The 23,224-nt window shown below is 60.3% G+C and carries 21 protein-coding genes, 2 tRNA genes and 1 pseudogene; 13 read left to right on the top strand and 11 right to left on the bottom strand.

The window, feature by feature from the left end:
* Positions 1–80: 80 nt before the first annotated feature.
* From HRU82_10065 to HRU82_10035, 7 genes and pseudogenes are all read right to left on the bottom strand, one after another.
* Entirely contained in the window at positions 81–374 is a 294-nt protein-coding gene (locus HRU82_10065) for a hypothetical protein (protein ID QOJ35271.1), read from the bottom strand.
* Positions 375–753: 379 nt separating this feature from the next.
* Entirely contained in the window at positions 754–2,562 is a 1,809-nt protein-coding gene (locus HRU82_10060; GenBank protein ID QOJ35270.1) for a sigma 54-interacting transcriptional regulator, read from the bottom strand.
* Positions 2,549–3,091 (bottom strand): GTP-binding protein, encoded by a 543-nt coding sequence (locus tag HRU82_10055; GenBank protein QOJ35269.1) that lies wholly within the window; start codon positions 3,089–3,091, stop codon positions 2,549–2,551. Before HRU82_10055 ends, HRU82_10060 begins: the two co-directional genes overlap by 14 nt.
* Positions 3,092–3,103: 12 nt before the next feature.
* Positions 3,104–4,834 (bottom strand): OmpA family protein, encoded by a 1,731-nt coding sequence (locus HRU82_10050; GenBank protein QOJ35268.1) that lies wholly within the window; start codon positions 4,832–4,834, stop codon positions 3,104–3,106.
* A 35-nt stretch (positions 4,835–4,869) separates the two neighbouring features.
* A complete protein-coding gene (locus HRU82_10045; protein QOJ35267.1) occupies positions 4,870–5,487 on the bottom strand; it encodes a hypothetical protein in 618 nt (205 codons plus the stop codon).
* Positions 5,488–5,598: 111 nt separating this feature from the next.
* Positions 5,599–6,400 (bottom strand): annotated as a pseudogene (locus HRU82_10040) (mechanosensitive ion channel).
* 17 nt (positions 6,401–6,417) lie between these two features.
* Entirely contained in the window at positions 6,418–8,526 is a 2,109-nt protein-coding gene (locus tag HRU82_10035; protein QOJ35266.1) for an AsmA family protein, read from the bottom strand.
* 151 nt (positions 8,527–8,677) lie between these two features.
* Between HRU82_10035 and HRU82_10030 the strand changes: the two genes are divergently transcribed.
* The 5 genes from HRU82_10030 to HRU82_10010 all read left to right on the top strand — a co-directional run bounded on the left by HRU82_10030 (position 8,678) and on the right by HRU82_10010 (position 12,327).
* Positions 8,678–8,767: transfer RNA gene (locus tag HRU82_10030), tRNA-Ser, on the top strand.
* A 258-nt stretch (positions 8,768–9,025) separates the two neighbouring features.
* The gene (dnaX, locus tag HRU82_10025) at positions 9,026–10,834 is read left to right on the top strand and encodes a DNA polymerase III subunit gamma/tau (GenBank protein QOJ35265.1); all 1,809 of its coding nucleotides are present in this window, start codon (positions 9,026–9,028) and stop codon (positions 10,832–10,834) included.
* Entirely contained in the window at positions 10,831–11,154 is a 324-nt protein-coding gene (locus HRU82_10020; protein QOJ35264.1) for a YbaB/EbfC family nucleoid-associated protein, read from the top strand. Before dnaX ends, HRU82_10020 begins: the two co-directional genes overlap by 4 nt.
* A gap of 40 nt (positions 11,155–11,194) precedes the next feature.
* Positions 11,195–11,797 (top strand): recombination protein RecR, encoded by a 603-nt coding sequence (gene recR, locus HRU82_10015; GenBank protein ID QOJ35263.1) that lies wholly within the window; start codon positions 11,195–11,197, stop codon positions 11,795–11,797.
* Between the two features lie 122 nt (positions 11,798–11,919).
* Positions 11,920–12,327 (top strand): TraR/DksA C4-type zinc finger protein, encoded by a 408-nt coding sequence (locus HRU82_10010; GenBank protein ID QOJ35262.1) that lies wholly within the window; start codon positions 11,920–11,922, stop codon positions 12,325–12,327.
* A 44-nt stretch (positions 12,328–12,371) separates the two neighbouring features.
* Here the strand turns inward: HRU82_10010 and HRU82_10005 are convergent, their stop codons facing one another.
* From HRU82_10005 to HRU82_09995, 3 genes are all read right to left on the bottom strand, one after another.
* On the bottom strand, positions 12,372–13,229 hold the full coding sequence (locus tag HRU82_10005) for a tetratricopeptide repeat protein (protein ID QOJ35261.1): 858 nt from the start codon (positions 13,227–13,229) through the stop codon (positions 12,372–12,374).
* 449 nt (positions 13,230–13,678) lie between these two features.
* Entirely contained in the window at positions 13,679–14,008 is a 330-nt protein-coding gene (locus tag HRU82_10000; GenBank protein QOJ35260.1) for a hypothetical protein, read from the bottom strand.
* A 167-nt stretch (positions 14,009–14,175) separates the two neighbouring features.
* Positions 14,176–14,250 (bottom strand) — tRNA-Val (locus HRU82_09995).
* A 165-nt stretch (positions 14,251–14,415) separates the two neighbouring features.
* On the opposite strand from HRU82_09995, the gene trmFO reads away from it, so the two are divergent.
* The 7 genes from trmFO to HRU82_09960 are packed head-to-tail and all read left to right on the top strand — an operon-like array spanning position 14,416 to position 21,104.
* On the top strand, positions 14,416–15,732 hold the full coding sequence (trmFO, locus tag HRU82_09990; GenBank protein QOJ35259.1) for a methylenetetrahydrofolate--tRNA-(uracil(54)-C(5))-methyltransferase (FADH(2)-oxidizing) TrmFO: 1,317 nt from the start codon (positions 14,416–14,418) through the stop codon (positions 15,730–15,732).
* Positions 15,705–16,655, top strand: a complete 951-nt coding sequence (locus tag HRU82_09985; GenBank protein QOJ35258.1) for a tyrosine recombinase XerC — start codon at positions 15,705–15,707, stop codon at positions 16,653–16,655. The genes trmFO and HRU82_09985 overlap by 28 nt, the downstream gene beginning before the upstream one ends.
* Complete coding sequence (gene hslV, locus HRU82_09980) at positions 16,652–17,188, top strand: ATP-dependent protease subunit HslV (GenBank protein ID QOJ35257.1); 537 nt, start codon at positions 16,652–16,654, stop codon at positions 17,186–17,188. The genes HRU82_09985 and hslV overlap by 4 nt, the downstream gene beginning before the upstream one ends.
* Before the next feature lie 45 nt (positions 17,189–17,233).
* Positions 17,234–18,595 (top strand): ATP-dependent protease ATPase subunit HslU, encoded by a 1,362-nt coding sequence (hslU, locus tag HRU82_09975; protein ID QOJ37168.1) that lies wholly within the window; start codon positions 17,234–17,236, stop codon positions 18,593–18,595.
* 30 nt (positions 18,596–18,625) lie between these two features.
* Entirely contained in the window at positions 18,626–19,522 is an 897-nt protein-coding gene (gene argB, locus HRU82_09970; protein QOJ35256.1) for an acetylglutamate kinase, read from the top strand.
* Between the two features lie 36 nt (positions 19,523–19,558).
* On the top strand, positions 19,559–20,368 hold the full coding sequence (locus HRU82_09965) for a M20/M25/M40 family metallo-hydrolase (protein ID QOJ35255.1): 810 nt from the start codon (positions 19,559–19,561) through the stop codon (positions 20,366–20,368).
* A gap of 4 nt (positions 20,369–20,372) precedes the next feature.
* Positions 20,373–21,104 (top strand): hypothetical protein, encoded by a 732-nt coding sequence (locus HRU82_09960; protein ID QOJ35254.1) that lies wholly within the window; start codon positions 20,373–20,375, stop codon positions 21,102–21,104.
* 22 nt (positions 21,105–21,126) lie between these two features.
* On the opposite strand, the gene HRU82_09955 is transcribed toward HRU82_09960, so the two are convergent.
* Positions 21,127–21,666 (bottom strand): gamma carbonic anhydrase family protein, encoded by a 540-nt coding sequence (locus HRU82_09955; GenBank protein ID QOJ35253.1) that lies wholly within the window; start codon positions 21,664–21,666, stop codon positions 21,127–21,129.
* An 83-nt stretch (positions 21,667–21,749) separates the two neighbouring features.
* On the opposite strand from HRU82_09955, the gene rimO reads away from it, so the two are divergent.
* The gene (gene rimO / locus HRU82_09950) at positions 21,750–23,198 is read left to right on the top strand and encodes a 30S ribosomal protein S12 methylthiotransferase RimO (protein ID QOJ35252.1); all 1,449 of its coding nucleotides are present in this window, start codon (positions 21,750–21,752) and stop codon (positions 23,196–23,198) included.
* The last annotated feature ends 26 nt before the right edge of the window (positions 23,199–23,224 follow it).

Here is a 23,224-nt window from a genome sequence, read left to right as displayed (position 1 = left end):
CGAGATCAACTCATCAGGCGAAGAACGTACCGGGCGTGTACCTACGTGACCGGTCCATTCGCACACCGCGACTCCTTTCGTCATGAAGGCTGTCTCGGAGTGTTGTCGGGGCAGAGGCTTGGCGGTTGGTTTTCCCGTTCCTGTGCGTCCGTTCGCGTTGTCGAGGAGGGTGGCGGTGAGAAGGGCCGCGACCCCTTCCGGGGGAACTCCACCTGAAGAATGCCTTCCCGCAGAGAGGCTCGCAGCAACTGCGCAATGTTCCCCGCACGGAACTTCCGCATCAGATTAGCACGATGCGCCTCCACGGTTTTTTGTGCGATCTTAAGCCGCACTGAAATTTCGTGGTTCGTCAAGCCCTCCCACAGGCAATGCAAGACTTCTCGCTCCCGCGCAGTGGGTTCATCGGGCCGGCTTCGTCGGCCAATCTATTCGTCAGTCATGGGTGCTGCTCCTGGGCATGACGGTTGTGGCATCGCGTGCATGATCGCTCTCCTTGTAGTCCTGGTGGGGTGGGCCGCCGCCGGTTCGTCAAACATCAGCAGGGGAAACACCCTATTGCCGGTGAGGCATATCAAGACCTATGCCTTATTCTGCGACAGCGTGGCGAGCCTGACTGTTGTTGAGGTTTGCGCTGTTTTAGCGAGGAGGAAGCGAAGCTGCCGCCCAGTCGGATCAATCCCGTGAGACAGAATTGGTGTCTCACGCCGTCTCATGTTGAGACGTATGGTGTGAAGGCAGAGGAGGGGGCACCGGTCAGTTGTTGAGAAGGCCCAGGTCGGTCAGCCGGCGGTAGAGGGTCGCGCGGCTGATTCCCAGCAGCCGCGCCGCCTGGGTCCTATTTCCGCGTGCGCGTTCGAGCGCGGTTGTGAGCCGGCTGCGCTCGTCGCCGGTCGGCGTAAAGCTTATCAACCGTGAAGATAGTGGCGACGGCGTGTCCAAGAGTTCGGGAGGAAGGTCGTCGCTGTCGATCGTCTCATCCTTGCAATGAATGATGGCATAGTCGATCGCGCTCTTCAGTTCACGCACATTGCCCGGCCAGTGATATTCCATCAGTGCCGCCAAAGCGGTCGGAGTGAGTTCGCTCACGGCCTTTCCCATGCTGGCGCGTCCTTCGGAGAGAAATGAGGCCACCAGCAACGGGATATCTTCTTTCCGTTCCCTGAGCGCAGGGAGGTGAATACGTGCCACGCGAATTCGATACAGCAAGTCGGCGCGAAACGCACCGTTCGCGACGTCTCGGCCGAGATCGTGATGGGTGGCCGCGACGATGCGCACATTCACCTGCCGCGGTCGAGAATCACCCAGCCGCGTGATCTCCTTTTCCTGCAAGACCCGAAGGAGGCTGGTTTGGACGTTGGGCGGGATATCCCCGATCTCGTCGAGGAACACGACGCCGCCGTGCGCCGCCTCGAAAAATCCCTGGTGATCGGTGATCGCCCCGGTAAAGGCCCCTCGCTTGTGTCCGAACAATTGACTGCCCAGCAACGAATCCGTCAGTCCGGCACAGTTGGCTGCGATGAAGGGGCCCTTCTGGCGGGGGCTGGCCTGGTGCAGGGCGCGTGCGACGAGTTCCTTGCCCGTGCCGGTCTCTCCGTCGATCAACACGGTGGTATCAACTTGGGCGAGGTCGTGAATCTGTTCATACACCCGCGTCATGCAGCGACTCTTCCCGATCAGATCGTAATAGTGGGCCTTCTGATCGAGCAACCGACGGAGATGATGCAGATCGGTCACATCATGGAGGAAGATGATACGACTCTGCGCGTCCCGGGGGTCATCATGGATTTCGAACTCCAGCCAGATGCGCTGGCCGGTCGATGTATCGAGGTGGCAGCAGAGGCGCTCGCGTTGCTCCGAGTGCCGGTGCAGCATGTTTTGTAAGGCGAGTCGATCGCTTTTGGTCACGGGCAGGAGGCGCTGCCAAGAGCGCCCGGGGCGAGGGAAGGCCGCTGCAGGCAACCGGAGGAGACGTGTCGCGGCCGCACTGACAAATCGAATCTCGCCAGCCCCGTCGATCAGCAGGGTGGCGAGGTTCAGCTGCTGCAGGATAGTCATGACGTCGTCGCGCGCGCGTTCGCTGTCGACGAGTTTCGTGGTAAGGGCCTGCTGGGACTTGCGATGGTGCCGTGCCTCCTCGTGCTGTTGGAGTACCCGGTCCCGGGCGGCTTGTAAGAGCGTCACTTGCTGGTCGTAGGTGGCGGCGCACCGCTGCAGCAGCAGGATGCGGCGATTGGCGCAACGAACCGCCATGGCCTCCACCTGCCAGGAATCGCCTGTTTCGGATGCCTCGGCCCAGAAGCCTGACCGGATCAGGCCAGCCGTCGGATCTTGCCAAGCCTGGGCGGCATCGGCGAGGAAATTCTGCAATACCGGCGCGCGGCCATCGACAGACAAGATGCCGTCTTGTGCGGTTGTAGGGAAGAGTTGGGACAGCCAAGCCGGTGGATGCCCGAGCAGGTGAAAGTCCGCACCGGACCTGTGTTCGAACACGGCGATCTCGAATGCTCGCACGAGGTCGGTAAAGAGGTCGTCGAGTTGGGGGGCTGCGTCAGGCCGGTCCATGGGTGTCTTCCGTCGCCGGAACCTCAGTCGATGGTGCGGGAAGCAGGGCTTTCGCCAACATTGAGAAGGCTTCTTCCACTCCCTGTCCCGTCTTGGCGCTGGTGGTGATCACGGGCCACCCGCGACCGCTGAGGTTCGTCAGGTCCTCTGCCGTGACTTCCCAGTCTATCTGCCGATCCTGTTTGTTGACGAGCGCGACGAATGGAACCGGGCCAAGCGTTTCGATGGCGGCGTCGTGAAGCCGTCGCGCGACCTCCACGGTGGTGTTCCTGGTTCCATCCATCACCAACACGTATCCGGCGGAACCGCGCAGATAGGACCGCCGGAGTTTTTGAAATTCGTCCTCTCCATAGAGGTCCCACAACACGAACGTCATCGTTTCATCATCGACTGCCAGGGTCTTCTTCGTGACCGTCACGCCGATGGTCGTGTGATACTGCTCCGAAAAGAGGCTCGTCACAAACCGGCGCACGAGGCTGGTTTTCCCTACGGCAAACGCGCCCAACATGCAGATTTTCTTTTCGATCATGCGCGGGACTGCCTAGGAGGCCGGATGGACGGTGATATGAAAAGAGACGCGTCGGTCATTCGGCTCGGCTTCAGCCGCCGTGCCTTGGCCTGATTCCGAACCCGGACCGATGCCGGTGGCGTGGAAGGTGATCATGGGTAGGGCCTCAGGGCGGAGGCTTTTCAGCACAGTCTGCGCGCGGAGCGCACTGAGTGTGCGATTTCTGGTCAAGCGACCGACGACATCGGTCTGTCCGATGATCTCCACGGTGACGCGCTTACCGGCTAGCTGTGCCAATTCGTTCAGGCGGTCGAGCTGCTCTGAAAGACGTCGGATGGCCGGCTCTTGGTCTGGTGAAAGGGAGGATACGCCGGGCAAAAAGAGGAGCCGTTCCGTCGACAGCCGGCGAGCCCAATCTTCCAAGGTTTGATGAGCGAGGCGACTGTCGTCGTACGCGTCGACGCCGGGGATCAGACGTGCAGTGACGCGGCTCTGCGCAATCCAGTCGGGTGGCGCGGTTCCGGAGGCGGCCAGGCGTGTGCCCTCCAGGCTCAACCGCACGGAATTCGGCAGGGCTAAGATCTGTTGCGCCCGACGGAGGGTCAACGCCGGTTCAAGGGCATAGTACGCGCTCCACTTGAAATTGATGCGGTCGGAGGAGAGGCCTTGGTCCTGCAGGACTTGGATCGGGTCGCGAGCCAAGGGATCGCGGAGCCCCTCGATACGGTAGCGGCCGCCGTCGGGATAGGCCGCGGTCACGACCAGGCCCGGTTCAGCCTTGAGCCGGTCCAGGGAAGCCTGCCATTGTCGCTGGGCCTGATAGGTGGTGACACCCCACCAAGCCACGCCACACAGCAGCACAACCGGCAGGATCCACATCATAGGGGAAATGCTTCGTCCGCCCGACTCAAAGTGACTCTGCAGGCATGCCTCCAGCAGCGGGGTGACGCCGGCGAAGGCCGCGCGATCTCCCGAAAATGCCTCCAGCGCCTCAGGCTGTTCGGCCTGGATGCGGGCGAGCGTGTCTTGAAGGTGATGGCGTAAAGACTCCGGTGGAGTCCCCCGAATGACGGCGGCCACAATGGCGACATCACCCTGCTCTATCCAGACGGTGAGGTCCCCGACATGCAAGGTATTCAGGGCCTGGTCCGGCGCTGCCCCGAAGGAGTCCTGTACAAAACTTCGAATGGCCGACAACATGCCTGACACCAGGGTCTGATCTTGAACCACCACCGCATCCCCTGCGGCATGGGCCAAGAGGAGTCCGGTGTGCGCATGGATGAGAAAGACCTGCTCGACGCGATAGCGAAGCGTATGCAGAAGCACAATCTCGGCGAAGGGTTTGCCGGTCCTGAACGCTTCCAGCCTCCATTGCAGGCTGCGTAGGGATAGGCTGTGTTCAATCGTCTGGTTCAGCGATTGGATCATGCTGCGCAAGGTCGTGCTGATGGCTTGGCGGATGGCGGGCATCATGACCGGCGCAATCGCATCGACGATCATGTGGGGGCGCTGACGGACCGTGGTGCTCAAGGCTTCCGTGACGTGCGGAGTCAGCGCCTGAGTCAATCGGAGATCCTTGTCGCCGCGGAGGGTGATGGCTACGGGGAGGACACGATTCAGGTTTGCAGGGGTCAGGTCGAAGTGTGCGACCTGTGCCTGCAGCCGTGCCAGGCGCGAACGTTCCGGGGCGAGCAGGAGCTGCCGCAGTTCGGCGTAGTCATCCTCTGATGTCGGCGCAGTCTCGTTAGGTAACGACTCCGCCATCGTGACTCCGTCTCCTGGTGGGAAGAAAGAGCGTCCTATGAACCCTGGGGAGACTGCTCATGGGAAAGCCGCTGCGAGACCTCCTGGAAGAGTGCCGCGAGGGCCGCGCGATCCGTCTTTTGCGTCGAGAGCTGCCGGACGGCCGCATCGAGGGCAGCCGACAGCTCCGCATGCTTCTCTCTGAGATCATCGGCAAGCGAGGTGCTCCGACGGTCAAGTTGGTCCCGCAGGGTTTGGTCTCCCTGCTCGGCCTGTGCATGGAGACGGTCGGCGGTCTGCTGGAGAGTGGCGGCGAGGCGCTGCAACTCCCCTGCCAGGAGGTCGACCGCACTCGTTCGACTCTGCTCCTCGCGGCTCAGGCGTCCGATCAAGGTCTCCACTTCATTCCGAATGTACTGTTCCAAGGATGCGAACCGATCCTTCAGGTCGGTGCGCAACTGCGCCGCTTCGGCCAGCAGCTGCGCTTCGAGCTTTGTGAACCGGCGCTCGTGGTCTCGTACCTGGGCGCCGAACAGGATGTCGCGAATTTTTGCGAGGTTATTCCCGGCTGCGTGGTCGTCGCCAAGTGAGGCGTCGACTTCGGGGGTGGCGGGACTGTCGTCGGCGATGTGAGTGCCCCGTCGAGTGCGCTCAAGATCACTCTGCCTGCTCATCGGCGATCTCCTTGTATGCGCGCGTAGTCCTGAGAGGCGACTAGGGTAGCACGATAGAAGTAGGCCAACAAGCGGGGGAAGGCCTGGAGATTGGTCTGCCGCCGTGAGAGCCTACGACGGATTGAGCAGGCGGATCTCCTGCTGCGGAAAGGGGATCTCTACCTCCTCGGCTCGAAACCGTTCGAGGATGGCTCGATTAAGCTCGATATGGGCAGACCCTGCGGCAGCCACATGGACCCAGGGCCTGATGGAGAGGGTAATGGAGGAATCGGCAAACCCCGCGATGCCGATGAGGGGGGGGAGGGTCTTGCAAAACTTGGGGGTGTCGACTTACCACGTCCTTCAGCAGGTTCAGCACCTTGTCCAAATCAGTACCATAAGACACCCCGACGGACAGATCGAGTTGCCGGATCGTGCCGAAGTTGTGCAGGATTTCACCGACGACCTTGCGATTGGGGATGACAATGCGGGAATGGTCCGGATGAGAGAGGGTTGTGGTGAAGAGGTCGATTTTGGCGACGTCGCCGTGGACACCGAGAAGGGAGACATGTTCGCCGACTCGGTATGGTTTGGTGAAGATGATCGAGAGGCCTGCCACGACATTGCTCAGCACCCCTTGCAGGGCGAGGCCAATGCCGAGCCCTGCGACGCCGAGTCCTGCAATGAGGGGCGCAATTTGCAGGCCGAGTTGGTCCAGGGCGATGAGCAGCCCCACGATGACCACCAAGGCCTTGATGACGCGAGCCAGCAGCAGGCGAAGTGGGGGCTCAAGGTCCTGCTGACTCAACCAGCGCTCGCTGAACCGTCCGACGGACCGGGCCGCAAACAGCGCGACCACCAGGACCAGCGCCGCTCCAATGATGCGGAAGCCGTACTGCACGACATATTGGGTGATCAGGTTCGCCAGCGGCATATATTCCCCGGTTGCTGTCAGCGACCAAGTAACCCTTTGAGCAAGTCTTTCCCCTGCTGCTTCAGGTCCTCCGGCTTTGCGGAGCCCTTCAGCAACTCTCCAATGGCCCCCGTCACCTTCTCTTTGACCTGCTCCTTCACCTTCCCGGCGAACATCTTGGTGTCGAGGCCGTAGGTCGGTGCGTGGGTGCTGCCTGTAATGAGCAAGGGTAGGGAAAGGCGTCCATTGTTCAGAGCCACCCGGGCAATGGGGGACCCACCGGCAATCTTTTGGCTCAAGGCGTGCGACAGGTTCAGATTGAGTTTCAGGTTCAAGGACTGGTCGAGGCCGATGGTGCCGCCGCCTGTAGCCTGAAAGTCATGGCTATCCATGAGCAGGCGTTGCACGGCTACGACTCCCTGTTTGACGGCGAACTCGCTTTCGATGGTGGAAAATGCGGTCGCCTTGACCTGGTCCAATGACACGCCGACGACCTTGAGCAGCGTTGCCGCTTCTTGCATGAGGTTGATGCCTTCAATCTTGCCGTCCTTCACGAGGATATGCCCATTTCCGGTCAGGGTCCTGACGAGGTCGGCATGGGCAAACCCTCGCCCGCTCAATGTGAGATCCGCGCCGGCCGTGCCGCTGATGGATACCTGATCCGTTCCTACAGCTTGAAGAGCTGGCCCGAGTTGTAGCCCCTGCAGCGAGGCCTTGCCGTTGAATGGAGGGGCGGTCGTTCCCAGGCCGAGGGTTCCCTGGCTTCGAAGGAGTCCGCCAAAGATCTGCAGGGACAGATTGTGCAGCCGGGCTTCCTGCCCCTTCATCTCAAGCGTGACCGACAGATCTTTAATCTCCACCGGCTTTTTGAGCGGCAGGGTGATCGGGAGGTCGGCGGTGTGGACGAGTTTGGAATGGCCCGTCACTTTTGCCAGCCCTCCCAGGACCGAGCCCTTCACATCGATGCGGGAGCTGCCCATCGCGACGACCATGCCCAGGTCGGGAACCTCCGCTAACTCCAGCGGCGGTGCCCCTTCCTTGGGCGGATACTTGGCGCGTAGGCTCACGTGTACATCCTTCAACTCGACCGGCTTGGCGAGGGGGACGGAGATCGGGAGATCGGATGAATTGATCGCGGCGGAGGTGGCCGTGACGTCGGCCATACCCTTGGCTGCATTGCCCTTGACGCTGATGGCGGACCCTCCCATGACCAGGGTCAAGCCCAGGTCGGTCGCACTGATTTGGTGGAGGGGCAGGGCATCCGGCTGCAGCGGAACGGGGGCGTGAACCGTCACGTGAAGGTCTTTGACCTGAACGGGTTTCGCCAGGGGAAGTTGGACGGGCAGATCGGCGCTGTCGATCTGTAGCGCGGTGACCGTGGCGTCCACCGTGCCGCCAAGGGCGCGGCCCTTGAGACTTAACTCGACTTTGCCGAATCCCACATTGAAGGCGAACGCTTTGATGTCGAGGGTCTCGGTGAGCGGTCCGAAGGTGCCGTTCAGTCGTGCCGGACGTTGGAAAGGTTGCACCGTAGCGGAGACGCGAATCGTCGGGCTCTCACCAAGATGCACGGAGGTCAGCAACAGTTCCAGGTTCTCGATCCTGTACTCAGCCGGCTTGGGGATGGATTCGTCGCGATAGGTCACCTTCCCTCCGTCGATGGCGACGCGATCGACGGCAAAGAGGGCCAAGGCCTGCAGCGGGCTGCCCGCTGGCTGAGGCGCGATCTCCGGCTTCGTCGGCGAGGGGGGCGGAGACGTCTGCGCCCCGATGGTGGAGACGTTCAGTTGCCCCTGTGCATTCTTCACAACGGTAATGACCGGATCGCGCAGGGTAATGTCTTCGACTTCAATCCTGCCTGACAGGAGGGGCCATAGTTTGACGCCGACGTCCAATGAGGACAGCGAGGCGAAGGAGCCGGTGCGGAACGTCGGATCATCCTGAACGACGAATCCGCCAACCCGGGCGCCGATACGCGGCCACAGCGTCAGGCGAATTTCCCGCAATTCGACCTTGCGGTTGAGCGCCCCTTCAATCATGGGGCGGTAGCGGTCCTGGTAGGCGCTCAAATCAATCAGGAAGGGCAAGGTCAGGATCACAACGAGGCACAGCAGGATCAGGATGCCGATCCCGACCAGAATCTTCATTACCAACCTCCAACCAAAGAGTGTGGCAGTATAGGAATGCGCGGCAAGCTGGTCAATGGCCGAAGCCCGGCCGTCGTCCGCCGGGTCTGGCTTGCCTTGCCGCTCACACACCTGCGTGATAAGATGCCGTCCCTCAACGTCGTCCGATCGCGGAGAGGTGCGAGAGTGGACGAATCGACATGCTTGGAAAGCATGCGTCCCGGTAACGGGACCGTGGGTTCGAATCCCACCCTCTCCGCCATACTAGTGTGTTTGACCTCCGGCCGGTCTCGTAAGAATGTGGCGGCGGAGTCCGCCGTCGATGGTGATAGGGGCCGGGCCCTGTGCAACAGAACTCTGTGAACCCCGCCAGGTCCGGAAGGAAGCAACGGTAAGCGGTCCGTTCTGTGTGCCGCAGGATCACCTGGCCCCGCTAATTCTGGGACGTCTCCCGTGACACCTCATCGATGACGCGCTGAATCCGATCTGAGTGCCCATCACGCCGAACAACCGACGCAGCATGGATTACCAAGTCTCAGCCCGAAAATATCGCCCCGGGACCTTCGACGATGTGATTGGCCAGCGGCACGTCGTCCAGACGTTGATGAACGCCATTGCGACCAAACGCATCGCTCACGCGTTCTTGTTTTCCGGTACACGCGGCGTCGGGAAGACCACGGTCGCCCGGATCTTGGCCAAGGCCCTCAACTGTGAACAGGGCCCGACGGGCAGCCCGTGTAACACCTGCCCGAACTGCACGGAGATCGCCCAAGGCACGTCCGTAGACGTGGTCGAGATCGACGGCGCCTCGAATACCAGTGTCGATGATGTCCGGGAGATCCGCGAGAACGTCAAATTCTCGCCGTTCCGGGGGCACTACCGCGTTTATATCATCGATGAAGTCCACATGCTCTCCAATTCAGCCTTCAATGCATTGCTGAAAACGTTGGAAGAGCCGCCCGCGCACGTGGTGTTTATTTTTGCGACCACGGAAATACACAAAATCCCGGCGACGATTCTGTCGCGCTGTCAGCATTACAATTTCCGTCGCATCTCCAAAGCCGAAATTGTGGAGCGGTTACGTCATGTGGCGGAGCAGGACGGCCTTTCCATTGAGGACCGCAGTCTGATGGCGCTGGCCCGAGCCAGCGAAGGCAGTATGCGCGATGCGCTGAGCCTGCTCGATCAGGTGATCGCATTTGGGGGCAAGACGATTCGCCATGAGGATCTGGAAACCTTGTTGGGCATGGTCCCTCAGGAGCATGTGCGGGCCATGATCGGGGCGGTGATCGAGCAAAATGGGCCGAGGGCGTTACGGGTCATCGCCGGGTTGCTGGATCAAGGGCACGATGTGCGGGCCTACTGTGCCGATCTGGTGGAATATGTGCGGAATATGCTGGTGGCGGCGGTGGTGCGAGAGCCGGGTGAGCTGCGTGGGTTAATCGAGGCATCCGAAGAGGATCTGGTGCGGCTGGTCGGTGATGCGGCGCGATTCACCATCGAGCAGCTCCAGGAGTTGTTCCGGATCTGCACCGCGGCCGAGGACAATTTGCGGACGAGTGCCCATCCCAGATTTGTATTGGAGACGGCGGCCGTCCGGGTCACCAGGTTGCTGGCCGAGCTTGGAGCGGTAGCGTCGGATTCTGCGGCGGCGCTCCGGCCCGACCCATCCGCCGTTCAGGGGCGAGGTCGCGCTCAGTCCCCTCCGCGCCCGCTCGAAAAGGGGCCACCGCCCGCCGTAGTCGTGGAGGATGGGGCCCAAGCGCCGTCCCCGGCGCCACGAGAATCTGCGGCTTCTCGACGCACATCAGCCTCCCCTGTTGCCCTTTCGGTGCCGCCGTCGTCGCTGCCTGCCTCGCCATCGTCGCCTGCGCCGACATCGGAACCGACTGCCTCGTCGACAGTGCTGGATGTCAACTGGGAACAATTTCAGGAGGCGGTGACGACGAATTACCCGAACATCGCTCCGTTTCTCGAGCAGGGACGAGTGGTGACGATCGAAGGACCGTTGGTCACGCTCGGCTTCCCTAAACAGGCCACGTCGGCGAGAGGCAGGTTGGAAAACGAGGATAACCTGCGCGCGCTTGCAGAGCTGGGGCAGCAGCTCTACGGACGCGTCTTGCGATTTCGGATTGTCGAAATCGCCGAACAGGATCCGACGGCTGCACCGACGATGAAACAGATTCGAGTGGCGAAGGAACAGGAGCAACGCCTGATTTTGACGCAGCAGGCGAAGGCGCATCCTCTTGTCAAACAAGCGCTGGAGATGTTCGGCGGAGAACTCGCTGAGGTTCGGACCACCGCTCCGGCGCAGGAGGTACAGGAATGAAGAATCCATTCGGGAATATGTCGAATATTTTGAAGCAAGCCCAGGCCATGCAGGAACAAATGGCGCGGGTGCAGGAGCAGGCGGCGGCCAAGACCGTGGCAGGAACCGCCGGCGGCGGAATCGTCACGGTTACGGTCAACGGTGCCATGGATCTCGTGAGCGTGAAAATCGACCCTGAGGTCGTGAAAACCGGCGATGTCGATATGCTGCAGGACTTGGTGGTTGCCGCCGGCAACGATGCGCTGAAGAAAGCCCGCGAGATGATGGCGGAGGAAATGAAGGCCGTCACCGGTGGGATGAAAATTCCCGGTCTCTTTTGAGCTGCTGCGTCCTCACGGCAGCGGCAATTCATTACACGTCATGAGTGTCGATCAACAGGGATTGCTGGCGAAGTTGGTGCGCGAGTTGGTACGTCTGCCTGGGATCGGACAAAAAACGGCCCAGCGGTTGGCGTTTCATGTACTGAAAGCGGACCGTGAGGAGGCCATACGGCTGGCCGAGGCCATCCAAGCCGTGAAAGATGGTCTGTCTTTCTGTCGACAATGCCGCAACATCGCCGAGGGAGAACTGTGCGAATTTTGTAAGGATCCGAAGCGGGATCGCAGCAAGATTCTGGTGGTCGAGGAGCCGAGCACGCTGTATGCCATTGAACGAGCCGGTGGATATCGCGGCCTCTATCATGTGTTGCTGGGCGCTCTTTCGCCGCTGGACGGCGTGGGGCCGTCGGATATTCGCGCTGAGGAATTACTGGAGCGAGTCAAGGCGGGCGGCGTGGAAGAGGTCATCGTGGCGACCAATCCGACGATCGAGGGGGAGGCCACGGCGATTTATTTGACCCGACTGCTGAAGCCTCACCAGGTGCGGGTGTCTCGCATCGCGTATGGCATCCCGGTTGGAATGGATATCGAATATGCGGATGAAGTGACGCTCGTGAAATCGATCGAAGGGCGACGGGAGTTGTGACGAGAGGACCCCTCCTCGCGCTCGAGTGTCGCGTAGCGTGGGTGATTGACCCCTTTTGCGTCGGACTGCTATAGTTTTACCTTCCTGGATGCTAAGTCGTATTTGCTGAGGCCGAATATCAGATGAAGGCTTCGACAAAGAAAACCGCCGCCGATCGGCCAAAGCCTACAAAGGCCAACGGCGTGAAATACCCAGACATTCAGCGGGATCTCGAAGGCCAGCGGGCCGCCATTCTCGCGGAAGCCGGTGTCGTACTCACGAATCCCACCGGACTGGAAATCTTTCCCGACGTCAGCGATCAGGCCTCCGCTGAAGCCGACCAGCACTTCTCCTTTCGGATCCGCGAGCGCGAGCGCAAATTGCTTAAGAAGATCGATGAAGCCTTGAGTCGACTCGCGACCCAGACCTATGGCATCTGCGAACGATGCAACGGCGAGATCCCTTACAAGCGATTGAAGGCTCGCCCGGTAACGACATTGTGCATTGAGTGTAAGACCAGTCAGGAAGAAGAAGAAAAGACCCGCCGCTAGCCTCCTCCACTGCCTTGTTGCCTACCGAACCACAAGCTGCTGAATTAATGGTGTTTAAGCTCTTTCACGCGCTTCTGGGCCAGCGTGGCTCGGTCTGTCTCCTCGGGGAGGCCTTCCACCAAGGCGAGGTAGGTCTCGTATTCCGTGATGGCTCGCTTGGGGTTGCTGTCTCCAATGGCCTCCGCCAGGTTGAAACGGGCAATGGCATAGTTCGGGCGCAACAGCACGGCTTTCTCGAATGAGGCGAGAGCGCTACGTGTGTCTCCTAATTTCCCATAGACAGTGCCGAGGTTGTTGAGCACTTCCGGGGAATTCGGGCGTTTGGCTAGGGACGCCAGCATCTCGGTCTTCGCCTGCTCCAAATTTCCCGTCGCTTCCGATGAAACCCCTAACCGATGGTGCAATTCGGCTTGCCATACTTTGTTGGTGAAGCCCGAGATGCTGGCCTTTTGATAGGCGTCGAGCGCAATGACCTGGTCTTTTTTGCCGCAATAGGCGAGTTGGGCAGTCTGGCCCCGCGCAAATTGTTGGAGGGACGAAAAGGGCTCTTTGTCTTCGGAGCCTTGTGTGTCGAGGCGCTGTCCTCCGGACTCTTGGGGGGTCGGGCGAAGCCGATCAAGGAATTCTTTCCGGTAGGGAGAAAACAACTTCACATAAGGATCGATGGTGAAAGAGGCTTCAAGCAGACGCGGGGCTGAACGTTCGCCCAAGATGAGATACTGGGTGGTGGTCTTTTCGTCGCCCGTTTCGAAGAGGGTACTCGTCTCCATGTTCTGTCGATCAACCAATTGCGCGACGGTTAGGTAAAACTCCAAGCTAGGCTTCAGTTGGGACAGGGTATAGCGAAGGGTCTTGTACGGCTCCAAATCAAGCCCCGACCGAAAGACGAAGAGCATACCCACCAAGACTCCATCCTCATCAAAGAAGTAGGATTCGTCTGCTTTCGAGCGACTCTGTGTCGATGGGATTCGTAACTCTTCTCCGCTGCCCCACAGGTGGCTTTGGGAGACGATCCCGGGATGAGTGTTGCGGAAGTCCTGGCGAGAGTCGCAGAGTTTTGTCGTTCCTTTAAGATCAAGGTCGCTTTCCGACGGCGGAAGGGGGACGCGTGGCGGGGGCGGGGTTTCACATCCAGCCCACCATAGACTACAGAGGGCGCAGAGTGCGAGCACAAGCACGCGTCGATAGGGTCTGGTCGGAGACATGGTCCCACTCGCAATTGGCTGAAGGAGTACCGGGAAGCATACCGTAAACGAGGCTGGGTTGCGAGAGAGGCAGGAACAGAAAGGGAAACACGAAGGTCCGATCGCTGCGCCGGGTCGGCTCATATCCGCCCGGCGCAGGGCTGCGCCTAGCGGCGCTGCGAGTCGATCATGGAATCTTCAGCGGTGTAGCCGAACAGATATGGGGCGTGGCGGGCAATGGTGTAAAGGGGTCTGTTCACCGTATAGTCGATGACTTGTCCGACTGGGTGTAGCACGAAGCCGGCCCATCGGAAGGGGTTGTCATTGGCAGACGAAGCCGCAACCGGGTCTGAATAGACGAGAGACGTACTGTCCATGGCGCTATAAATGCTGAGCGGCGCAGTATAGGTCTGGTCTTGCGGCGCTACTTGGTTGGTCGTCGAACAACCGATCGTCAGGATAAGCCCCAACATGATGAGTGCCAAAGTCCCGCGCATACGAACCTCTCTTTCTGCTGGGTGGAAACGGGGACGCGTCGCCAGATTTCTCGTGAAAAAAGTCTAGCGCAGGGCCCCCATTCTGTCCAGTCGCGCGGCCCGGTAATGAGGAGGGCTTCAAGGAGCATCGAAGCTGGAAGGCTAGAACAGGATGGAAAGGCTGACAATGGTGGGCGATACAGGTATCGAACCTGTGGCCTCTTCCGTGTGAAGGAAGCGCTCTCCCACTGAGCTAATCGCCCACGCGGGCGCAGTGTAGCATGGTCCGGCGAAAGGGAGCAACAAACTCATAGTGGCACCATCGGTTGCACACCCGTCTGATTTGGAAGAGGCGGCGCGTTTCTTGACATCCTGAAAAGCCGATTCTTACAATGGGCTTCCTTCCACATTTCAAGAGTTTCCCGTTCATGCGCGACGATATTGTGATTATTGGGGGGGGCTTAGCCGGTTCGGAAGCGGCCTGGCAAGCCGCCGCTCGCGGGGTCAAGGTGACCCTGTACGAAATGCGTCCAAAGGAGATGACCAAGGCCCACAAGACCGGGAACTTGGCCGAATTGGTGTGCTCGAATTCCTTGGGATCGGCCGACCCGCTGAATGCTCCCGGGATTTTAAAGGCTGAGATGCGCCGATTGAACTCCCTCGTCATTCGCGCGGCAGAAGCGGCGCGTGTCCCGGCTGGCTCGGCTTTGGCGGTCGATCGTGAAGAGTTCGCCCGGTTCATCACTCGCGCGTTGGAGGACCATCCTCATATTCGGATCGTTCGCGAGGAAGTGGCGGCGATTCCATCCGATGCCACTTGTATCATCGCGACCGGTCCTCTCACGTCGGACCAGTTGTCGAAGGCTATTGCTGAGCTGACCAATGCACGGCATCTGTACTTTTATGACGCCATTTCACCCATCATCGATGCCGATTCCATCGATATGAATATCGCCTACCGAGCCTCCCGCTACGGCAAGGGCGGGGATGACTATCTCAATTGCCCGTTGGATGAAGCGGCCTACAATGCTCTGTATGACGCGATGATGGCTGCGGAAAAGGTGCAGCCGAAGGAATTTGAGAAGGTGCCCTACTTTGAAAGCTGCATCCCGATCGAAGTCATGGCGGAACGAGGTCGGCAGACCATGCAGTTCGGCCCGTTGAAGCCCGTGGGCTTGGAAGATCCCAAGACTGGGCGACGCCCCTATGCCGTGGTCCAGCTCCGTACCGAGAACGTGCATGGCACCTGCTATAACATGGTCGGTTTTCAGACCAAAATGACTTATCCGGAGCAGCGCCGTGTCTTTCGGATGATTCCGGGTTTGGAGCAGGCCGAGTTCCTGCGTTTCGGCAGCCTTCATCGCAACACCTTCATCAACTCGCCGCAGCTCTTGCGAGGGACGTTACAACTCAAGTCGCGGGAGTCTCTCTTTTTTGCCGGACAGCTTGTCGGAGTCGAGGGCTACACCGAATCTGCGGCCATGGGAGGGCTTGCCGGAATCAATGCGGCTCGACTCATGGCCGGACAACCCTTGGTGGCGCCGCCGCCGACCAGCGCGCATGGCTGCCTCATCGCCCATCTCATGAACAGCGATCCGGCGCATTTTCAACCCATGAACACCAACTTCGGACTCTTCCCGCCTCTCTCCGCTAAGACGCGCGACAAGGATCAGAAGCGGCGTCTCATCCAGCAACGAGCCGTTGAGGATTTTGACGCATGGATCGCGCAATCCGGGATTTCCTGAACACCTTGACCGTGCAGCAAGGATGTTCGGCCCAAACCATCCGGGCCTACACCTCTGATCTGGCTCAGTTTGAGACTTTTGCGCGTGGTGCGCTGACCCCGGTTCCTCCGACTCCAGAATTGGTCGACTCGGCCATCATTCGTGCCTTTCTTGCGGACCGAGACCGTCACGGTGATAAGAAGTCTTCCCTTGCGAGAAAAGTGGCTTGTCTGCGTAGTTTTTTCCGTTACCTGGTACGGAACGGTCGATTGACGTCCAGCCCCGCGGACGAGGTCCATGCTCCCAAACTCCCCAAACATCTTCCTCGCGTCCTGACGAAGGACGATGCGGCCGCCCTCATGGAGTTTCCTGTCGGCCAAGGGGGCATGGCCTTGCGGGATCGCGCCATCTTGGAAACGCTCTACTCCACCGGCACGCGGGTCAGTGAGTTGGTCGGCATGAACTGTGAGGATATCAGCCGCAGTGAGGGAGTCGTCACAGTACGCGGCAAGGGCGGCAAGGACCGGATCATTCCCCTGAGCAGTCTGGCGCTTGAGGCCATCACCGCCTATCATGATCAGATGACGGGTGGGTCTCGATTGGCCGGCGAGAGGGCGGGGGAAGTCCCTGTTTTTCGAAACAACCGCGGCCGGCGGTTGAGCGCGCGGACCGTGGCGCGTCTGGTCGCAAAATATTCCGGAGCGTTGAGCGGTGGGGCCGTCCACCCGCACACGCTGCGACACTCGTTTGCCACACACCTGCTGGATGAGGGGGCGGATCTGCGAGCGATTCAGGAAATGCTGGGGCATGCCTCGCTGAGTACGACGCAACGCTACACCCATTTGGCGACAGACCAGTTGCTGGCGTTATACGATCGCACCCACCCGCGGGCGGGCCCAGATTCGGCGACGGGTCAAGCAACAGGGCGAAAGGGATTGCGATGACCATTCGATCCACGACGGTGTTGTGCGTCAGGCGGGGCGACCGCGTGACGATGGGGTGTGACGGGCAAGTGACGGTCGGTACGACGGTGATGAAGCACAACGCCAAAAAAATGCGGCGTCTCCACGGCGATGCCGTGTTGGCGGGGTTTGCCGGTGCGACCGCCGACGCCTTCACGCTGTTCGAAAAGTTCGAGGGGAAGCTGGCGGAATACCGCGGGAACCTGATGAGGGCGGCGGTAGAGCTGGCGAAAGATTGGCGGACTGATCGGATGTTGCGGCGGCTGGAAGCGCTGTTGGCCGTGGCCGATCTGAACCACTCCTTTATCATTTCAGGGACCGGTGACGTGGTCGAGCCGGAGGATGGGATTCTGGCCATCGGCTCCGGCGGGCCCTATGCGCTGGCCGCGGCGCGCGCGCTCCTCGCACATTCCGAGCTTCCGGCCGATCAGATCGTCCAGGAAGCACTCACGATCGCCGGTGCGATCGACATTTATACCAATCAACAGATTGTGATCGAATCGCTGTCACGGTAGGATGCAGCCCGCATGACGACCGACACCCCATCGCGTCCGCTCAACATGAACAGCCTGACGCCCCGGCAGATCGTCGAGGCCCTGGATCGGTATGTGATCGGACAACAGGATGCCAAGCGCATGGTGGCCATCGCCCTTCGCAACCGCTGGCGGCGGCAACAGCTGCCTGCGGACTTGCGCGATGAGGTGATGCCGAAAAATATCATCATGATCGGGCCGACCGGTGTGGGGAAGACGGAAATCGCCCGCCGGTTGGCGAAACTCGCGGATGCGCCGTTCATTAAAGTCGAGGCGTCGAAGTTCACGGAGGTCGGGTATGTGGGGCGGGATGTCGAGTCGATCATCCGTGACCTCACCGAACAGGCGATCAACCTGGTGAAGACTAAACACCTGGATGAGGTGCAGGAGAAGGCCTCCCGGCTCGGAGAAGAGCGGTTGTTGGATGTGCTGCTCCCGCCGCCCCCTGGGCGGCCAGGCTTCGAGCATGCCACGCCACGTCCGGATCAGCCGAGCGGAGCAGATACGTATGACACGACCCGTTCGAAGTTACGGCTGCAATTACGGGACGGCAAATTGGATCATCGGTCCGTCGAAGTCGAGGTCAAGGAACGTTCCCTACCTCTGGGAATGATGGGGAACGCGGGCGGCATGGAGGAGCTGGAAGGAAATCTCCGGGACATGTTGGGCGGCCTGTTTCAAGGCAAGAAAAAGAAGCGCTCCATGAAGGTCCCCGAGGCGCTCAAACAGCTGACTCAGGAGGAGGCGCAAAAGCTCATCGACATGGACGAGGTGGTCCGCGAAGCGATCACGAAAGTCGAGCAGACGGGGATCGTCTTTCTGGATGAAATCGACAAGATTGCCGGCCGGGAACGCACGGCGGGACCTGACGTGTCGCGTGAGGGAGTGCAGCGGGACTTGCTGCCCATCGTGGAAGGCTCCACCGTCAGCACCAAGCATGGAGCCGTTCAGACGGACCATATTCTGTTCATTGCCGCGGGTGCGTTTCATGTGGCCAAACCTTCGGATCTCATTCCCGAACTTCAAGGACGGTTTCCGATCCGAGTCGAATTGGCCGCTTTGACGACGGAGGACTTCGTGCGGATCCTCACCGAGCCGCACGGATCACTGGTCCGGCAGTACGAGGCGTTGATGGTGACGGAGGGGATCAAAATAGAGTTCACGCCAGAAGGATTGGCGGAGATTGCCGCGACGGCGGTGCAGGTCAACGAACGGACCGAAAACATCGGGGCTCGGCGCCTGTTTACGATCATGGAGCGGTTGCTGGAACAGGTGTCGTTTGATGGCCCCGAGCTCGAATCCAAAACCATCATGATCGACGCGGCCTATGTGCGGGAGCGCCTGCAGAATATCGTGAAGGATCAAGATTTGACCCGGTACATCCTATAGGCCACGGCTTGCCGAAACCAGGAGCGACGCATGAATAAACTCATCAAGAAGGCCGACGTGCTCATCGAAGCCCTGCCCTACATCCGCACCTTCAAGGGCAAGACGGTGGTGATCAAGTACGGCGGGCATGCGATGACCAATGCCTCGCTCAAGGAGCGGTTCGCGCAAAACGTGGTCCTCTTGAAGTATGTGGGGCTCAATCCGGTCATCGTGCACGGCGGCGGCCCCCAAATCGATCAGATGTTGGATCGTTTGGGGATGGAAGCGAAATTCCGTCATGGGGTGCGGGTGACCGATGCCGCAACGATGGAAATCGTCGAGATGGTGCTGGCCGGGCGCATCAACATGGAAATCGTGGATCTCTTGAATCGGCATGGCGGCCAGGCGGTGGGGTTGAGCGGCAAGGACGGAGGGTTGATGTTGACGAAGCCCCTAACCGCCAAGGCTTGGGCCGAAAGCATCGAAAAGGACATCGATCCTCACGAGTCGGATGCAGATTTCGGGTTCGTCGGGGACGTGAAGTCGATCGACCCGACGCTCCTGTTGAAACTTCAGGAAGACAACTACATCCCGATCATCGCGCCCATCGGCACCGATCGGGAAGGGAACACTTACAACATCAATGCCGATCTGGTGGCCGGCGCGATTGCTGCGGCGCTAAAAGCCGAAAAATTGGTCATGCTGACCGATGTGAAGGGAATCCGTGATGCGAACGGCCGACACCTCTCCACCGTCTCGCGCAAGGACGTGCAACGGATGGTCAAGCGGGGAACCATCAGCGAAGGCATGCTCCCGAAAGTGCATGCCTGCCTGGATGCCCTCGCCGGCGGGGTGGGAAAGGCGCATATCATCGACGGCCGGGTCCCCCACGCCATCTTGCTGGAGATCTTCACTCACAAGGGGATCGGCACGGAGATTGTTGCGTAGCCGGTGACCAAGCGGATTCAATCCCATCTGCGGGCTATGGTCGGCGAGCGCCATCCCGTGACCGCGCCGAACCACCTCTTGGCCGTCCGGCAGTATCTCGTCGCCCATTTTCAGGCGATGGGCTACCGAGTGACGAAACAGCCCTTCACGTCGCCCGAGGGAACCGCACATAACGTGATCGCCACGACCGCCTCCTCTGGGTCGGGGGCACGCCCACCCTTGCTGATCGGCGCCCATTACGATACGGTGCCCGGCTCTCCGGGGGCCGATGACAATGCCAGCGCGTTGGCCGTGCTCCTGGAGGCTGCCGATGCGCTACGGACCGTAGCGCCCGAACGACCCATCCAGTTCGTGGCTTTCTCCCATGAGGAGCAGGGGTTGTTGGGAAGCACGGCCTATGCGGCGACCTTGCGAGCCCGCAATAACACGCTGGCGGGGGCGATTATCTTGGAATGTGTCGGATATGCGCGGTCGGAAGAGGGAACGCAACGGACCCCTCCCGGTGTGCCGGTGGCGGTGCCGACGGTCGGCAATTTTCTGGCCGTCGTCGGCAACCATGCCTCCCAGAGTTTGACGTTGGAGGTGGAACGGGCCATGAAGGACTATGTGCCGGTTGTGCCGTTGGTGGTTCCGGGGAACGGTGAAGCCCTGCCCGATACGAGACGGAGCGACCATGCGGCGTTGTGGGACCAGGGATTTCCCGCCGTGATGTTGACCGACACGGCGAACTTCAGAAACCCCCACTACCATCAGCCGAGCGACAGGTTGGATACGTTGAATGTGGAGTTTATGGAGCAGGTCGTGCGGGGTGTGGTGGCAGCGGCCCGCCGGTGGAGAGGGGATTGAACCTATGCAGTCTCAGGCCGTGACCGTGAGCGCGTCGACGAAGCAGGTTGTCCGCCAGGTGTTCGCCAGGCTGGATTATGCGGGATTGGGTCCGATCTATTGTGACGAAGGGGGCGATGAGTTCTGGAAAGCCAAGCGCGCAGTCTGCCTGAGGTTGGGCCTTCGGCTGGCAAATGAACTGCGGTCGCGGTTAGCGAGTGAAGGCACCAGCCTCTACGTAGGCGCGGGGGTGGCAGAAATCCCCCCGATTGCGATGGAAAGTCTGGACCTTGGACGACGCGTGGTTCCCTGCAACCTACGGAAGGCTGAAGCCGTGCTTCTCAATCGGGCCTGTGACGGCTTGCCCTACCGATTCGAATATCGGGATGCCGGGACTGTTCGCATCACGTATGACCATCTGTGGCTGGTGAGTGTGTTGAACGACCCGGAGCGCTTTCCTGAGTTGTCCGCACTCTCCTATGGCCATGCCAACCCTGCGGTCTTCAATGGGTACAGGTTCCTCGCCCAACAACGGATCGTTGCGGCACTGGTCAACCGATGTCTCGCGCGGTTGAAGCGACCGGGCTTGGTGACGACTACGGTGGAAGAGGTGGTGTGGATCGCCGAGTGGTGCCACCGTCGAGGCATCAGGTATCACATCGAGGAGCGAACGTTTCCATCGCCCACAGTGGGCGATCCCATTTGTCTGGTGAAGATCGGGGGTGTGGATGCACGCGCGGGAAAGCTTCGCGGCTAAGCGAGTGCTCAGCCGGTCTGGATTAGACCCAAAATCCTGGGCGAGACCGGTCAGGGCCGGATAGATATTGGCGTGAATAACGTATGTAATTCTGAGCCGACTCCCTGATCCAGGCCAATTCCTGCTCGGTGACCGGCCGTTTAACCTTGGCGGGGGAGCCGAGGATGAGACTCTTGGGAGGCACGATCGTTCCTTCCGTGACCAGCGCGCCGGCGCCGACCACCGAGTCTTCCCCGATGACGGCTCCATCCATGATGATCGATCCCATGCCGATCAACACGCGATCACGAACCGTGCAACCGTGCAGGACCACGTTGTGCCCGACGGTCACATCATCCCCAATGATGAGGGGGTGTGTGTCGTGGGTCACGTGCAACATGCAGAGGTCTTGGATGTTGGTGCGATGCCCGATGCGGATGTAGTGGACGTCGCCGCGGATGACGGCGTGGAACCAGGCACTGGACTCCTCGCCCATGACGACATCGCCGATGATGACGGCTGTTTCTTCGATGAAGCAAGAGTCCGGGATGGTCGGTTTGACGCCCTGGAACGTGCGAATCATGCCTCAATCTAGGATAGCGTCGAGTGGAATAGCAAGAGACGGCGTTTGACAGGATTTTCCAGCGTCTCGTAGACTGCAGCGTCATGGCTTCATCCCTCATCCATCCATCCCGCGCGAATTCGAAGAAGACGACGCTCGGCTTCGTGAACCTGGGCTGTTCCAAGAACCAGGTCGATTCAGAGGTCATGTTGGGCACGTTGGTGGCCGAGGGCTTCCAGCTCACGGGGGACGCGCGCGCGGCCGAAGTGGTGATCATCAATACCTGCGGCTTCATCGAGGAAGCCAAGCAGGAATCGATCAACAGCATCATCGAGCACGGCCGCCTCAAGAAATCAGGCTCTTGTCGGGTGTTGATCGCAGCCGGCTGTCTGGCGCAGCGGTATCAGGGCGAGTTGCTGAAGGAACTGCCGGAACTGGACGGTGTGGTCGGAACAGGTGAGTTCGGCCGTATTGCCGACATCTGCCGGACGCTCATGGCCCCGAAGGCACGCCGCCGCCGTGTGTGGATGGGGGAGCCACCCTCTCTCTACGACGCCCAGACTCCACGCATCCGGCTCGGGGCAAACCACAGCGCCTACCTAAAGATCGCCGAGGGCTGTAATCGGAATTGTTCCTTCTGCGCCATTCCGCTGATGCGAGGGAAACAGCGCAGCCGGCCGATCGACTCCGTCGTGGCCGAAGCGAGAAGGTTGGTGCAGGAGGGGGTGCAAGAGATCAATCTTATCTCTCAGGATACGATCAACTATGGGGTGGATTTGGGATTACGCCAGGGGCTGACAGCCCTCTTGAGAGCCTTGGCGGCCGTCGACGGCGTGCGCTGGATCAGGCCGTTCTACCTCTATCCGCAACAGGTCACCGATGAATTGCTGGACCTGTATGCCGGTGACCCGCGCATCACCAAGTATGTCGATATGCCGCTGCAACACATCAACGATGCGATGTTGAAACGCATGCATCGGTTGGGCGGCAGGGCCCATCTCACCACACTGGTCGAACGCATCCGCCGCAAGATTCCCGGCGTGTTCTTTCGAACCGCCTTCATCGTGGGGTTTCCCGGCGAGACCGACAAGGCCTTCGAAGACCTTCGGCAGTTCCTCGTGGACATGGAGTTCGACCGCGTGGCGGTGTTTCTCTATTCGGATGAGGAAGGAACTCCCGCCATCGAGCTGGATCGCAAGGTCGAACGGGCGGTGATGGAAGAGCGCCGGAATGAATTACTGGCTGTGCAGGATTCCATCGCGGCAGCGAAGAACCGTGACTATTTGGGTCGCACCATCGAGGTGCTGGTCGACGGACCGTCTCAAGACGCCGACCGGTTGCTCGAAGCGAGGCACGAGGGGTTGGCGCCGGAGATTGATGGGGTTGTATTTTGTGAGTGTGCTGCCGCGAAACCGGGAGACTTTCTCTCCGTTACGGTAACGGATGTGGCGGGATACGATTTGATTGCGCGGCCAGTCGGCCCGAAGACCGCCGAGGTCCCGGCCGCGCAACCGTTGCTGATGCCCAAAAAGGTTGGGGCAGGCTACCGGTAACTGCTACGCCAGCAGCCCACCCACGC

The sequence above is a fragment of the Nitrospira sp. genome, from assembly GCA_015709715.1.
In the GTDB taxonomy this organism is placed as follows: Bacteria; Nitrospirota; Nitrospiria; order Nitrospirales; family Nitrospiraceae; genus Nitrospira_A.
This window is presented reverse-complemented; position numbering and strand designations above follow the sequence as displayed.

What these genes read in the sequence shown, in the direction of transcription:
- HRU82_10055 (QOJ35269.1), bottom strand. Translation starts at nt 3,091, where the DNA reads ATGATCGAAAAGAAAATCTGCATGTTGGGCGCGTTTGCCGTAGGGAAA.
- dnaX (QOJ35265.1), top strand. Translation starts at nt 9,026, where the DNA reads ATGGATTACCAAGTCTCAGCCCGAAAATATCGCCCCGGGACCTTCGAC.
- HRU82_10000 (QOJ35260.1), bottom strand. Translation starts at nt 14,008, where the DNA reads ATGCGCGGGACTTTGGCACTCATCATGTTGGGGCTTATCCTGACGATC.
- hslU (QOJ37168.1), top strand. Translation starts at nt 17,234, where the DNA reads ATGAACAGCCTGACGCCCCGGCAGATCGTCGAGGCCCTGGATCGGTAT.
- recR (QOJ35263.1), top strand. Translation starts at nt 11,195, where the DNA reads ATGAGTGTCGATCAACAGGGATTGCTGGCGAAGTTGGTGCGCGAGTTG.
- HRU82_10050 (QOJ35268.1), bottom strand. Translation starts at nt 4,834, where the DNA reads ATGGCGGAGTCGTTACCTAACGAGACTGCGCCGACATCAGAGGATGAC.
- HRU82_09960 (QOJ35254.1), top strand. Translation starts at nt 20,373, where the DNA reads ATGCAGTCTCAGGCCGTGACCGTGAGCGCGTCGACGAAGCAGGTTGTC.
- HRU82_10035 (QOJ35266.1), bottom strand. Translation starts at nt 8,526, where the DNA reads ATGAAGATTCTGGTCGGGATCGGCATCCTGATCCTGCTGTGCCTCGTT.
- argB (QOJ35256.1), top strand. Translation starts at nt 18,626, where the DNA reads ATGAATAAACTCATCAAGAAGGCCGACGTGCTCATCGAAGCCCTGCCC.
- HRU82_10010 (QOJ35262.1), top strand. Translation starts at nt 11,920, where the DNA reads ATGAAGGCTTCGACAAAGAAAACCGCCGCCGATCGGCCAAAGCCTACA.
- HRU82_09955 (QOJ35253.1), bottom strand. Translation starts at nt 21,666, where the DNA reads ATGATTCGCACGTTCCAGGGCGTCAAACCGACCATCCCGGACTCTTGC.
- HRU82_10060 (QOJ35270.1), bottom strand. Translation starts at nt 2,562, where the DNA reads ATGGACCGGCCTGACGCAGCCCCCCAACTCGACGACCTCTTTACCGAC.
- HRU82_10045 (QOJ35267.1), bottom strand. Translation starts at nt 5,487, where the DNA reads ATGAGCAGGCAGAGTGATCTTGAGCGCACTCGACGGGGCACTCACATC.
- rimO (QOJ35252.1), top strand. Translation starts at nt 21,750, where the DNA reads ATGGCTTCATCCCTCATCCATCCATCCCGCGCGAATTCGAAGAAGACG.
- HRU82_09985 (QOJ35258.1), top strand. Translation starts at nt 15,705, where the DNA reads ATGGATCGCGCAATCCGGGATTTCCTGAACACCTTGACCGTGCAGCAA.
- HRU82_10020 (QOJ35264.1), top strand. Translation starts at nt 10,831, where the DNA reads ATGAAGAATCCATTCGGGAATATGTCGAATATTTTGAAGCAAGCCCAG.
- hslV (QOJ35257.1), top strand. Translation starts at nt 16,652, where the DNA reads ATGACCATTCGATCCACGACGGTGTTGTGCGTCAGGCGGGGCGACCGC.
- HRU82_09965 (QOJ35255.1), top strand. Translation starts at nt 19,559, where the DNA reads ATGGTCGGCGAGCGCCATCCCGTGACCGCGCCGAACCACCTCTTGGCC.
- trmFO (QOJ35259.1), top strand. Translation starts at nt 14,416, where the DNA reads ATGCGCGACGATATTGTGATTATTGGGGGGGGCTTAGCCGGTTCGGAA.